The following is a 13,325-nucleotide window of genomic DNA, read 5'->3' on the forward strand; positions in this document are numbered from 1 at the left end:
CTTGAATCTCCAGGCAGGGTGGTGGCCTGCAGCCGTGGCCGTTGCGGTTTGCCTGGTTGCTGCTGCAGGCATGTGGCATGGATGGCACAGCCTGGGTAAAGGTTTCATCGCCTGGGATGGCGTGCAGTGGTCGATCGGCGAGGCGGGCCCAGGCCAGGCTGCACAGCCGGTGCTGCTGCAGGTGCGAGCCGATGGTGGATCGTGGTTGTGGATGCAGGTCCGTCCCCTGGTTTCCATGGTGCCTGCAGGGCCCTTGCGTTGGCGCAGCTCCCGCTGGCTGCTCCTGTTGTGCAGGCAGAGTCCGGAAACCTGGGGTGATTTGCGGCGTGCTGTATATTCCCCGGCCAGACCTACAGAACGGGCGCAATGACTGCGCCAGGGCCGCCGCGGCCCGTCTTCACCGATTTCATGACGCCTCCCGAATTCCCGCCTTCTTCTGCCGATAGCGACCTGGCTCTGGTCGAGCGCACCAACGCAGGAGACATGCGGGCCTTCGAGCTACTGGTCATCAAGTACCAGCGCCGCATCGAGCGCCTCATCGGCCGCATGGTGCGCGATGTGGACCTGGTGCCGGACATTGCGCAGGAAACCTTCATTCGCGCCTATCGGGCCCTGCACCAGTTTAGGGGTGATGCCCAGTTCTATACCTGGCTGTACCGCATTGCCGTGAATACTGCCAAGAAGGCGCTGCTGGACATGAAGCGCTCGCCGCTGATCACCGAAAGCGCGTTACACAACGGGGATGACGATGATGAAACTTCCCGGGTCAGCCAGGAACTAATCACCGAAGAAACGCCCGAAACGATCCTGGCAGCCCAGGAAATTGCCCAGGCAGTCAACGCCGCCATGGAGGCTTTGCCCGAGGATCTCCGACAGGCTGTCACGTTGCGGGAAATCGAAGGCCTGAGCTACGAGGAAATCTCGAACGCCATGGGTTGCCCCATCGGCACCGTGCGCTCACGGATTTTTCGCGCACGGGAAGCGATTTCAGCCAGGGTCAAGCCTTTGCTGGAGCGCCAGTCGGGCAAGCGTTGGTAGGCGTGACGGGGTTGTGGCCGCCGGGTGGTGCATTTTTTGGGTACAGGGTCTCAAAGCAGACAAGCAGGTGATTGATCATGAATGACGATCTGACGAAGCGCGAACAATTGTCGGCATTGGCTGATGGTGAACTCTCTGCCGCAGAGTTGCAGGCCGTGCTGGCCTATGCGGAAAGCGATGCAGGCCAGCAGGAGTGGCGCATGTACCACCTCGTGGGCGATGTGCTGCGTTCCCCGGAATTGGCGCATCACAGCCGGCACGATGTGCTCTCCGGAATCCGCGCCCAACTGGCCAACGAGCCTCGCCGTCCGCTGGTTTCCGTGGCCACTGAAGAGCTGGCGCAAATTGCGCATCCGGCGCAGGACCGGGCTGTGATCAATGGAGCGCCGCTGCGCGATGCGGCCAATGCCTCGGTATTTCGCTGGAAGATGGCGGCGGGCTTTGCCTCCGTGGCGGCCGTGGCTGCCATTGGCTGGAGCGTGATGCTGGGCGCGCCTGCGGGTCCCGGCGCGGCGCCGGGCCGGGCCCTGGCGGCTCTTGAGACGGGTGCTCCGTCGGCGCCGGTTGCGGTGGCTGGCAATGCCCAGGACTTCCCGCTTGGCGATACGGCCCAGTCTTCCTCGGTCGTGGCGGTGGCCGGACCCTACGGGCAGAGCGTGATGCTGCGTGATCCGCGCCTGGATGCGCTGCTGGCCTCCCATCCGCAATACAGCGGGCCGGCCACGTTGCAGATGCCTGCCAGCTTCTTGCGCAACGCCAACTTCGCCTCGGCACCGCGCGCCAACCAGCGCTGAATCTCACAGGAGAGCATTGCTCTTCTGCTTTCTTTTGCACCCGCGTCCAGCCTTTCGGCATTGAAATGGACGCGGGTGCGGTCATTTGTGCTCCATGCACGGCGGCCCGCGCCCCATGCATGCTGCCGATTCGGGAACTAACCGCGTCTTTCAGGCTTCTGAGCCATCGTCTGGCCGATGCTCGCCAGGACTGCGCCAGAATGTGACGTTCGTCCGAAAGCAAGTCGGCTGCCATGTGTCCGAACAAACCGCCTGGGCGCGATGGCGTCGGGGCAACGTAATGATTGAGATGGAAAGGATGACCATGACCACTGTTCGATGGAAGACGCTGCAGTCCTGCACACTGGCCGGCGTTCTTGCGCTGGCTGCAGGCAGCGCAGGAATGCTGATGCCGGTGAGTGCCGCCCATGCGCAAAGTGGCGCCGTGGTGCGGGGGCTGCCGGATTTCACCGATCTGGTCGAGCAGGTCGGCCCGTCCGTGGTCAACATCCGCACGTTGGAGAAGGTGTCGGCCAACTCTGCCGAGGCGCTGGGCATGGATGAGGACATGCTCGAATTCTTCCGCCGCTTCGGCCTGCCCGTGCCCAATGTGCCGCGCCAGCGCCCACAGCCGCGTTCGCAGCCTGACGAGGAGCAGCCGCGCGGAGTGGGTTCCGGCTTCATCCTGACGGCCGATGGCTTTGTGATGACCAATGCCCACGTGGTCGAAGGCGCTGACGAAGTCATCGTCACGCTGACCGACAAGCGCGAGTTCAAGGCCAAGATCGTGGGCAGCGACAAGCGCACCGACGTGGCCGTGGTCAAGATCGACGCCACAGGGCTGCCGGCCGTGAAGATCGGCGATGTGAACCGCCTCAAGGTCGGCGAGTGGGTGATGGCCATCGGCTCGCCCTTCGGCCTCGACAACTCCGTCACGGCGGGCATTGTCAGTGCCAAGCAGCGCGATACGGGCGACTATCTGCCGTTCATCCAGACCGATGTGGCCATCAACCCCGGCAACTCCGGCGGTCCGTTGCTGAATATGCGCGGCGAAGTCGTGGGCATCAACAGCCAGATCTATTCGCGCTCCGGCGGCTTCATGGGTATCAGCTTCGCGATTCCGATCGATGAGGCCGTGCGTGTCAGCGACCAGTTGCGCGCCACCGGCAAGGTCACGCGAGGCCGCATTGGCGTGCAGATCGGTCCGGTCACCAAGGACATTGCCGAATCCATTGGCCTGGGCAAGGCGCAGGGAGCACTGGTTTCGGCCGTCGAGCCGGATTCGCCCGCTGCCAAGGCGGGCGTCGAGGCCGGTGACGTGATCATCAAGTTCGACGGCAAGGCCATCGACAAGGTGGCCGACCTGCCGCGCCTGGTGGGCAATACCAAGCCCGGCACACGCAGCACCATCACCGTCTTCCGTCGCGGCGCAGCCAAGGATCTGACCATGGTGATCGCCGAGGTCGAGCCCGACGGCGCGGCTCCGCAGGCCAAGGCCACCGGCAAGGGCAGCACCCTGGTTTCCCAGCCGCTGGGCCTGACGCTGGCCGAGCTCACGGATGCCCAGAAGAAGGAGCTGGGCATCAAGGGCGGCGTGCGCGTGACGGCGGCCGTCGAGGCTGCGGCACGTGCGGGCCTGCGCGAAGGCGACGTGATCCTGCAACTGGCCAATGTCGAGATCACGGGGCTCAAGAGCTTCGAGGCCACGCTGGCCAAGGTGGACAAGAGCAAGCCCGTGAACCTGCTGGTGCGCCGTGGGGAATGGGCACAGTACGTGCTGATCCGTCCGACTCGCTGAGGCCGCAGGGGAGGGCGGTTTTTCGGGTCCTGGGGAATACCCTCGGAATCCTGACCCGGAGCCGCCCATGCCCCTTGGGGCATTGGGTAAAATGCCCCACCAAAGCGTGACGGCTCAAGGCGTCAGAAACCTGTTTTCAAAGGGGATTGTTGCGGTGCAAAAGCACCGCACTATCCGGTGATCGACGGGCGAGAAATGGCTCGGCGGTTCTGTTGATAAACTGTTGATAAATAATTGTGACAGATCAAGCCCGGACCTTTGCAGGCCTTGTCAGGGCTTGGTTTTCAGCCCGTTTTGCCTACAATAAAGTCCCAACTATCGCAGTTGCCAGAGATTGTTGGTTCGGGGCGCGTCGTTCATGGACGCGCCCTTTTTTCTTGCGCGCCGGCCCTGTCGTTTTCCACTTTCACTAGCAGTCCTTCCCGTTGATGAACCACATCAGAAATTTTTCCATCATTGCGCACATCGACCATGGCAAGTCGACGCTGGCTGACCGCCTCATCCAGCGTTGCGGAGGCTTGGCTGACCGTGACATGGAAGCCCAGGTGCTGGACTCGATGGATATCGAGAAAGAGCGCGGCATCACCATCAAGGCGCAGACCGCAGCCCTGCAGTACAAGGCCAAGGATGGCCAGGTCTACAACCTCAACCTCATCGACACACCCGGCCACGTTGACTTCTCGTATGAAGTCTCGCGTTCGCTGTCCGCCTGCGAGGGAGCGCTGCTGGTGGTGGACGCCTCGCAGGGCGTCGAGGCGCAGACCGTGGCCAACTGCTACACCGCGCTGGAACTCGGCGTGGAAGTGACGGCTGTTCTCAACAAGATGGATCTGCCCCAGGCCGATCCCGAAAATGCCAGGGCCGAGATCGAGGATGTCATCGGCATCGATGCCAGCGACGCCATTCCCTGCTCGGCCAAGACCGGCATGGGCATCGATGAGATCCTGGAGGCCGTGGTCGCCAAGGTGCCGCCGCCAAAGGGCGATCCCAATGGCCAGCTGCGCGCCATGATCATCGACAGCTGGTTCGACACCTATGTCGGCGTCGTGATGCTGGTGCGCGTGGTCGATGGTGAACTCAAGCGTGGCGAGCGCTTCAAGATGATGGCCTCGGGCGCTGCCTATGAAGCCAACAACCTGGGCGTGTTCACCCCGGCCGACGTGCCGCGCGACGCGCTGCGCGCCGGCGAGGTGGGCTACATCATTGCCGGCATCAAGGAGCTCAAGGCAGCCAAGGTGGGCGATACCATCACGCTGGAAAAGAAGCTTCCCAACAATCTGGGTCCTGCCACCGAGGCCCTGCCCGGCTTCAAGGAAATCAAGCCCCAGGTGTTCGCCGGCCTGTATCCCACCGAAGCCAGCGAGTACGACCAGCTGCGCGATGCGCTGGAGAAGCTGCAGCTCAACGATTCGTCCCTGCAGTTCGAGCCTGAAGTCTCGCAGGCGCTGGGCTTCGGCTTTCGCTGCGGCTTCCTGGGCCTGCTGCACATGGAAATCGTGCAGGAGCGCCTGGAGCGCGAATTCGACCAGGACCTGATCACCACCGCGCCCAGCGTGGTCTACGAAGTGGTCAAGGGCGATGGCGAGGTCATCCAGGTCGAGAACCCGTCCAAGATGCCCGATGCCGGCCGTATCGAGGAGGTGCGCGAGCCCATCGTCACCGTCCACCTGTACATGCCCCAGGACTATGTGGGCCCGGTGATGACGCTGGCCAACCAGAAGCGCGGCGTGCAGATCAACATGCAGTACCACGGCCGCCAGGTGATGCTCACCTATGAGATGCCGCTGGGCGAGATCGTGCTGGACTTCTTCGACAAGCTCAAGTCGGTCTCGCGCGGCTACGCCTCCATGGACTATGAGTTCAAGGAGTACCGCGCCTCCGACGTGGTGAAGGTGGACATCCTGCTCAACGGCGAGAAGGTCGATGCGCTGTCCATCATCGTGCACCGCTCCCAGGCCACGTACCGCGGCCGGGCCGTGGTGGCCAAGATGCGCGAGATCATCAGCCGCCAGATGTTCGATGTGGCCATCCAGGCCGCCATCGGCGCCAACATCATTGCGCGGGAAACCGTCAAGGCCATGCGCAAGAACGTGCTGGCCAAGTGCTACGGCGGCGACATCACCCGCAAGCGCAAGCTGCTGGAAAAGCAAAAGGCCGGCAAGAAGCGCATGAAGCAGATCGGATCGGTGGAAGTGCCCCAGGAGGCCTTCCTGGCCATCCTGCAAGTGGAGGATTGATGCAAGCCATGCAATGGATTACGGCCGTCGTACTCGCGGCCTTCGTGGGCTATATCGGCGCCTGGTACACAGGCTTCATCGAGGGCAACTTCGCGCTGCTGCTGTTCCTGGCCACCGTGGTCACGGGCCTGTACTGGGTGGCCGAGCGGCTGTACTTCCTGCCGCGCCGCCGCCGCGCTGCCGTGGCCATCGAGGAGGCTGCCGTGGCACGCCGCGCAGAACTCGACCGCATGGGCATCGCCAAGACCGACATCGAGGTGTCGGAAGAGGCCAAGGGCCGCATCCTCATGCAGCCCTGGTGGCTGGACTGGACGGCAGGCCTGTTCCCGGTGATCGCGATCGTCTTCGTGCTGCGCTCGTTCCTGTTCGAGCCGTTCAAGATCCCGTCTGGCTCCATGATCCCCACGCTGCTCGTGGGCGACCTGATCCTGGTGAACAAGTTCACCTATGGCGTGCGCCTGCCGGTGATCAATACCAAGATCACGCAGGGAACGCCGCTGCAGCGTGGCGATGTGGTGGTGTTCCGCTACCCGCCCCAGCCCAGCCTGGACTACATCAAGCGGGTGGTGGGCCTGCCGGGCGACGAGATCGCCTACCTGAACAAGCGGCTGACGATCAATGGCAAGGAAGTCCCGGTCAATGCACTGCCCGACTTCTTCGACAAGGATGCGATGCGCTACTTCAAGCAGTACGAGGAGTCGCTGGGCGACAAGCCACACCGCATGATCGTGAACCAGGACGTGCCCGCCTTCATCCAGGGCGCCAGCGGCTTCGAGTTCCGCGAGAACTGCCGCTACAGCGTCGAAGGCATCACTTGCAAGGTGCCGGAAGGCCAGTACTTCATGATGGGCGACAACCGCGACAACTCGCTGGATTCCCGCTACTGGGGCTTTGTGCCCGACAAGAACATCGTGGGCCGGGCTTTCTTTGTCTGGATGAACTTCGGGGATTTCAAGCGCATCGGCAGCTTCCATTGATCACATCACATGCATGCCTGAGGACCGCAGTGGCCCGGGCATGCGCGAGGGATTCACATCGGAGGAGGAAAAAGCATGTTGACATCGAACAACCGGCGTTCGCGCCAGCGCGGCCTGTCCTTTCTGGGACTGGTGTTTGTGATTGCCCTGGGCGTGGGCGTGGTGGCCGTGGGCGCACAATCCGTGCCTGTCTTCCTGGAGTACCAGGCCATCGTCAAGGCCGCCAACAAGGCGGCCCGCGAGGGCAATTCCGTGGCCGAGGTGAAAGCCAGCTTCGAGCGTTCCGCCGCCATCGATGACTTCACGTCCGTCAAGGGTGGCGATCTCGAAGTGACCAAGATCAATGACCGTGTGGTGGTGGGGTTTGAGTATTCGCGCGAGATCCATCTCGTGGGCCCCGCGTACCTGACTTACCGTTTTAAGAAGCAGACCCAATAGGTGCCTCCCTTACTGAATGCGCTGCAGCTGAGGCTGCAGCATCAATTTGCCGAGCCTGCATTGCTGCAGCGTGCCGTCACGCACCGCAGCTTCTCGGCAGACAACAACGAGCGCCTGGAATTCCTCGGTGACTCGGTGCTGAACCTTGCCATTTCCAGCCTGCTCTACCAGCGGCTCAGCTCCATGCCCGAGGGCGATCTGTCCCGCGTGCGCGCCAACCTGGTCAAGGAAGGCACGCTGCACCAGATCGCGCTGAGGCTGCAGTTGCCCGATTTGCTGCGCCTGGGCGAGGGTGAATCCAAGTCGGGCGGCAAGCAACGCCCCTCCATCCTGGCCGATGCGGTCGAGGCCCTGATCGGCGCGGTCTATCTGGATGCCGGCTACGCGGCGGGCGAGAAGGTGGTACACCATCTTTTCGAGGGCGTGGACATCAACCCCCACATGCGCGCAGCCGAAAAGGATGCGAAGACGGCCCTGCAGGAATGGCTGCAGGGACGGCGCATGAAGCTGCCGCAGTACGAGGTGGTCGCCACCACGGGAGCCGCCCACCGCCAGACCTTTGAAGTGGCCTGCGCGATTGCCGAGCTGCAATTGCAGGCCCGGGGAACGGGTGCCTCGCGCAGAGCCGCAGAGCAGACGGCTGCCACAGCCATGCTGGAACTATTGAAAGCAAGACACGCATGAACCAAGACAAACCTCCGGCGCCGGCACAGACCGCCGCCGAACTCGATGCCCTGCTGGCCGCGGCCAAGCCCGGCGCCGGCGCAGCACGCACGGCATCCGCCCCTGATGAAGCCCAGGCGCCCGAGGTGCCGACAGGCCCGCAGCGCTGCGGCCTGATCGCCATCGTCGGCAAGCCCAATGTGGGCAAGTCCACGCTGATGAATGCGCTGGTGGGCCAGAAGATCAGCATCACCTCGCGCAAGGCGCAGACCACGCGCCACCGCATCACGGGCATTCGCTCGCGTGCCGCGACGCAGTTCATCTTCGTCGATACACCGGGTTTCCAGACCAAGCACAGCACGGCGCTGAACAAGTCGCTCAACAAGACCGTCATGGGCGCCATCGGCGACGTGGACCTGATCCTGTTCGTCGTGGAAGCCGGCCAGTTCACGCTGGCCGATGCCAAGGTGCTGTCGCTGTTCAAGCCCGGCATTCCCACGCTGCTGATCGCCAACAAGCTCGATACCGTGGGCCGCCGTGCCGAGATCGCCCCCTGGCTCAAGAGCATGCAGGAGCGCCATCCGTTTGCCGAGTTCGTGCCCATGTCGGCCAAGAGCAAGGGCGACATCGAGCGCCTGTTCGGCATCTGCGAGAAGTACCTGCCCGAGCAGGACTGGATGTATGCGCCCGACGAGCTGACCGACCGCAGCGAGAAGTTCCTCGCCTCGGAAACCGTGCGCGAGAAGCTGTTCCGCTTCACGGGCGACGAGCTGCCCTACACCTCCACGGTAGTCATCGACAAGTTCGAGGAAGAGGCCAGCAAGCAGCACAAGCGCTTCATCCGCGTGGCGGCGACCATCGTGGTCGAGCGCGACGGACACAAGGCCATGATCATCGGAGAGAAGGGCGAGCGCCTCAAGCGCATCAGCACCGAGGCCCGCCAGGAGCTGGAAAAGCTCATGGATGCCAAGGTCTTCCTCGAAGTCTGGGTCAAGGTGCGCTCGGGTTGGGCCGACGACGAGGCCCGCGTGCGCTCCTTCGGCTACGAGTGAGAAACCTCCCCGCAAGGCCCTCTGTCCATGGCTAGCGCCAAGCGTGTCTCGGATGAGCCGGCCTATGTGCTGCACAGCTATGACTGGAGCGAGTCCAGCCTGATCCTCGAGGTCTTCACGCGGCACCGGGGCCGCGTGGCGCTGGCGGCCAAGGGCGTCAAGCGCCCGACCTCGAACTTTCGCCCCGTGCTGCTGCCGCTGCAGCCGCTGAGCCTGAGCTACAGCCTGGGCGGCGAGGGCAATGCCGAGATCCACACCCTCAAGGGTGCCGAGTGGGTGGGCGGGCATGTGATGCCCCAGGGCGACGCCCTGATGTCGGGCCTGTACCTCAACGAGCTGCTGATGCGCCTGCTGGCGCGAGACGATCCCTATGCGGCGCTGTTCGACATCTATGCCGGCGTGGTGCGCGTGCTGGCGGGCCAGCATGGCGATGCCATCGAGCCCGTGCTGCGCACCTTCGAGCTGCTGCTGCTGCGCGAACTGGGTCATCTGCCCGCCTTGAATGAGGAAAGCGCCACGCTGGCGCCGCTGGCCGAAGGCCGCCGCTATGCGCTGGTGGCCGAAGGCGGCCTGCGCCCGGCGCTGCAGGGCGAGCGCGCCGTGCTGGGCGCTGCGCAATGGCAGGCCATTGAAAGCGCGCTGCAGGCCCGGCAGGCCTTCAATGCCACGCTGCATGTGGTGGCCCAACCCGAGCAGGCGCTGGCCCTCAAGCCCCAACTGAGGGCCCTGCTGCAATACCATTGCGGCAGTCCCATGCTGCGCACCCGCCAGCTGATGATGGATCTGCAATCGCTATGAATCTTTCCCACGCTTCGCAGCGCACGGCGCTGTCGGTCAATGTCAACAAGGTTGCGCTGCTGCGCAACACGCGCCACCTGGGCATCCCCAGCGTGACGCGCGCCGCGCGCATCTGCCTGGAGGCCGGTGCCCAGGGCATCACCATCCATCCGCGTCCCGACCAGCGCCATATCCGCAGCGAGGATGTCTATGAACTGCAGGCGCTGATGAAACAGTGGCCGCAGGCGGAGTTCAACATCGAGGGCAACCCGACGCAGAACCTCATGGACTTCATCCGCGACACGCGCCCGCACCAAGCCACCTTCGTGCCCGACAGCGAGGACCAGTTCACCAGCGACCATGGCTGGAACTTCCCGCAGGACGCCGAGCGCCTGAAGCCGCTGATTGCCGAATGCCGCCAACTCGGCGTGCGCGTCAGCCTGTTCATGGACCCCGTGCCCGCCCAGATGGCCGCTGCGCGCGCCGTGGGCGCCGACCGGGTCGAGCTGTATACCGAACCCTACGCAGCTGCCTGGGGCACGGCAGACCAGGAAGCGCAACTGCAGGCCTATGCGGCGGCGGCCCAGGCGGCTTTGGATGCCGGGCTGGGCATCAATGCCGGCCATGACCTCAGCCGTGACAACCTGGCCGCCTTCGTGGCGCGCGTGCCGGGCCTGCTCGAAGTCTCCATCGGCCATGCGCTGATCGCCGACGCGCTGGAGCTGGGCTACGCCGAAACCGTGCGCGCCTACCAGCAGTGCATAGACCAGGGCATGGCGGCGCGCGCCTGAAGCTTTCGCGGAGCGAATCCATGATCTACGGCATCGGTACCGACATCTGCGACGTGCGCCGCATCCGCGCCAGCCTGGAGCGCCATGGCGACCGTTTCGCCGAGAAGGTGCTGGCCGAGGGCGAGCTGGCCACCTGGCGTGCCCGCCGCGCGCGCTGGCCTGAGCGCGGCATCCGCTTCGTGGCCACGCGCTTTTCCGCCAAGGAGGCCTTTTCCAAGGCCATAGGCATGGGCATGGTCATGCCCATGACCTGGCGCAGCTGCGAGGTCATCAAACTGCCCAGTGGCCAGCCTGCGATCGTGCTGCACGGCGCGCTCAAGGAATGGTTCGAGGCGCGCAACCTGCAGGTGCACCTGTCCGTGACCGACGAGAGCGACTACGCGGCCAGCTTCTGCGTGGTCGAGCGCCGCGCCTGATACCCGGCCAGCGTGACGCTGGCTTTTTTGACTCCACAGGATTCATAGGAACTCCCGGCATGACCGAGCACGCACCCCTCATCATCGACATCGCCGGCAAGGCACTCACCGATGTGGACCGCCAGCGCCTGGCGCATCCGCTGGTCGGCGGCATCATCCTCTTTGCCCGCAACTGGGAAAGCCGCGATCAGCTGGTGCAGCTGTGCGCCGATATCAAGGCGGTCAAGCCCGATTTGCTGATCTGCGTGGACCATGAGGGCGGGCGCGTGCAGCGTTTTCGCGCTGACGGCTTCACGCACCTGCCGCCCATGCGCGCTTTCGGCCAGATGTGGATGGACGACGGCAAGGGCAGCAAGCACCGTGAAGGCAGCGGCGCCCTGGCTGCCATGAACGCCGCCACGGCGGCCGGCTATGTGCTGGGCACCGAGCTGCGTGCCTGCGGCGTGGATTTCAGCTTCACCCCGGTGCTGGACCTTGACTACGGTGCCAGCAGCGTCATCGGCGACCGCAGCTTCCACCGCGACCCGCGCGTGGTGGCCGCGCTGGCTCGCAGCCTCATGCACGGCCTGCTGCAGGCCGGCATGGGCAACTGCGGCAAGCACTTTCCCGGCCACGGCTTCGTCAAGGCCGATTCTCATGTGGACATTCCGGTCGATGGCCGCAGCCTCACCGCCATCCTGGGCGAGGACGCCGCGCCCTATCCCTGGTTGTCCAGCGTGCTCACGGCCGTGATGCCGGCCCATGTGATCTACCCCAAGGTCGACAAGCGCCCGGCCGGTTTTTCTGCCAAGTGGCTCAAGGACATCCTGCGCAGCCGCCTGCGCTACGACGGCGCCATTTTCAGCGACGACCTGAGCATGGAGGGCGCGCGCCGCATCGACGGCCAGCTCATCGGCTATACCGACGCGGCCCTGGCCGCGCTGGAGGCGGGCTGCGACATGGTGCTGCTGTGCAACCAGAGCCTGGGCCTGGGCGAGCATGTGGACGAGCTGCTGGCCGGCATGGAGGCCGCGCAGCGCAGCGGCCGCTGGCAGCCCGATGCCGACAGCGAATCGCGCCGCGTGGCCCTGCTGCCGGAGACCGTGCCCCAGCCCTGGGACGATCTCATGCGCCAGCCTGCCTATCTGCAGGCGCTGGACCTGCTGCCTTGATGGATTGAAGGACGCCGCCGCTGGCCGCTCCGAGGGCCAAGGCGGGCTTTGCAAAGGCATGAGCGTGTCGTAAAGGGCGCGTCGGCCGGTGTTTCACAGGAGAGTTTTCCCATGCGCGTTGGCGTGCTGACCGGAGGTGGCGACTGCCCCGGCCTGAATGCGGTGATCCGTGCGGTCACCAAGTCCCTGATCAACCACGGCCAGTGCGAGGTGCTGGGCATTGCCGACGGCTTCGAGGGTCTGATGCTCGACCCGCCCGGCGTCAAGCCGCTGGGCTGGGACGAGGTCTCGGGCATCCTGCATGTGGGCGGCACTATCCTGGGCACCAGCAACAGCGCCAACCCCCTGCGCGATGCGGCCACGCTGGAGCATGTGGGCCGCAATGTCCGGGCGCTGGGCCTGGACGTGGTGGTGGCCATCGGCGGCGACGGCACCATGAGTCTGGCGCATGGCCTGGCCAAACAGGTGGGACTGACCTGCGTGGGTGTGCCCAAGACCATAGACAACGACATTGCCAATTGCGAGCGCAGCTTTGGCTTCGACACCGCCGTGGCCACGGCCACCGAGGCGCTGCGCCGCATCGAGAGCACGGCCAACAGCCACCACCGCGTGATGATCGTCGAGACCATGGGGCGCCATGCCGGATGGCTGGCGCTGGAGGCCGGCATTGCCGGTGCGGCCGACGTCATCCTGCTGCCCGAGATCGATTACGACCTGCAGGCCATCGTCGATTTCTGCCGGGGCCGCGAGCGGCGCCAGCGCTACACCATCATCTGCATCGGCGAGGGCGCCAAGGAAAGCGGCGCCAGCCTCACGGTGCGCGAGCGCATCGAGCAAAGCCCCGACCCGGTCCGCCTGGGCGGCGTCGGCCATGTGCTGCGTGAGCGCCTGCAGCCCCACCTCAGGAGCGAGGTGCGCACCACGGTCCTCGGCCATGTACAGCGCGGCGGCGACCCCACGCCCTTTGACCGCGTGCTGGCCACGCAGTACGGCCACCATGCGGCGCAACTGGTGCTGTCGGGGCGCTTCGGCCGCATGGTCACGCTGCAGGGTGGCGAGATCGGCAGCGTGGAAATCTCCCGCGTGGCCAACACCCAGCGCACCGTGCCCCTGGACCACGGCCTGCTCACCATGGCGCGCGACATAGGCATTTGCCTGGGCGAGCCAGGCAAGCAGGATGTGCGGCCGGCCGCAGCCGGCAGCCACTGAGCCCG

At 64.9% G+C, this 13,325-nt stretch carries 13 protein-coding genes; all 13 read left to right on the forward strand.

All coding sequences use genetic code 11. From position 1 onward, the window contains the following. Positions 1-408: 408 nt before the first annotated feature. The gene (rpoE, locus tag DA1_RS01285) at positions 409-1,038 is read left to right on the forward strand and encodes an RNA polymerase sigma factor RpoE (RefSeq protein WP_034398896.1); all 630 of its coding nucleotides are present in this window, start codon (positions 409-411) and stop codon (positions 1,036-1,038) included. Between the two features lie 77 nt (positions 1,039-1,115). Further along, on the forward strand, positions 1,116-1,832 hold the full coding sequence (locus DA1_RS01290) for a sigma-E factor negative regulatory protein (protein WP_013800997.1): 717 nt from the start codon (positions 1,116-1,118) through the stop codon (positions 1,830-1,832). Between the two features lie 304 nt (positions 1,833-2,136). Further along, on the forward strand, positions 2,137-3,609 hold the full coding sequence (locus DA1_RS01295) for a DegQ family serine endoprotease (protein WP_034398894.1): 1,473 nt from the start codon (positions 2,137-2,139) through the stop codon (positions 3,607-3,609). A gap of 428 nt (positions 3,610-4,037) precedes the next feature. Further along, positions 4,038-5,846, forward strand: coding sequence for a translation elongation factor 4 (gene lepA / locus DA1_RS01300; RefSeq protein WP_034396681.1), 1,809 nt, complete (start codon positions 4,038-4,040; stop codon positions 5,844-5,846). Beyond that, positions 5,846-6,823: a signal peptidase I gene (gene lepB / locus DA1_RS01305; protein ID WP_012207062.1), complete on the forward strand. Its 978-nt coding sequence runs from the start codon at positions 5,846-5,848 to the stop codon at positions 6,821-6,823. Before lepA ends, lepB begins: the two co-directional genes overlap by 1 nt. 75 nt (positions 6,824-6,898) lie before the next feature. Next, positions 6,899-7,261 (forward strand): DUF4845 domain-containing protein, encoded by a 363-nt coding sequence (locus DA1_RS01310; protein WP_012207061.1) that lies wholly within the window; start codon positions 6,899-6,901, stop codon positions 7,259-7,261. Beyond that, complete coding sequence (gene rnc, locus DA1_RS01315) at positions 7,262-7,945, forward strand: ribonuclease III (RefSeq protein ID WP_012207060.1); 684 nt, start codon at positions 7,262-7,264, stop codon at positions 7,943-7,945. It begins immediately after the preceding gene. Beyond that, the gene (gene era / locus DA1_RS01320) at positions 7,942-8,976 is read left to right on the forward strand and encodes a GTPase Era (RefSeq protein WP_012207059.1); all 1,035 of its coding nucleotides are present in this window, start codon (positions 7,942-7,944) and stop codon (positions 8,974-8,976) included. Before rnc ends, era begins: the two co-directional genes overlap by 4 nt. Positions 8,977-9,003: 27 nt before the next feature. After that, positions 9,004-9,774 (forward strand): DNA repair protein RecO, encoded by a 771-nt coding sequence (gene recO, locus DA1_RS01325; RefSeq protein ID WP_012207058.1) that lies wholly within the window; start codon positions 9,004-9,006, stop codon positions 9,772-9,774. Beyond that, positions 9,771-10,544 carry a pyridoxine 5'-phosphate synthase gene (locus DA1_RS01330; RefSeq protein WP_012207057.1) on the forward strand — a complete coding sequence of 258 codons (774 nt, stop codon included), beginning with the start codon at positions 9,771-9,773 and terminating at the stop codon, positions 10,542-10,544. Before recO ends, DA1_RS01330 begins: the two co-directional genes overlap by 4 nt. Positions 10,545-10,564: 20 nt before the next feature. After that, on the forward strand, positions 10,565-10,960 hold the full coding sequence (gene acpS, locus DA1_RS01335) for a holo-ACP synthase (RefSeq protein WP_012207056.1): 396 nt from the start codon (positions 10,565-10,567) through the stop codon (positions 10,958-10,960). A gap of 59 nt (positions 10,961-11,019) precedes the next feature. Further along, positions 11,020-12,111: a beta-N-acetylhexosaminidase gene (gene nagZ / locus DA1_RS01340; protein WP_034396680.1), complete on the forward strand. Its 1,092-nt coding sequence runs from the start codon at positions 11,020-11,022 to the stop codon at positions 12,109-12,111. Between the two features lie 111 nt (positions 12,112-12,222). Continuing rightward, a complete protein-coding gene (locus tag DA1_RS01345; protein ID WP_034396679.1) occupies positions 12,223-13,320 on the forward strand; it encodes a 6-phosphofructokinase in 1,098 nt (365 codons plus the stop codon). The last annotated feature ends 5 nt before the right edge of the window (positions 13,321-13,325 follow it).

The organism is Delftia acidovorans NBRC 14950 (assembly GCF_001598795.1).
GTDB classification, from domain to species: Bacteria; Pseudomonadota; Gammaproteobacteria; order Burkholderiales; family Burkholderiaceae_C; genus Comamonas; species Comamonas acidovorans.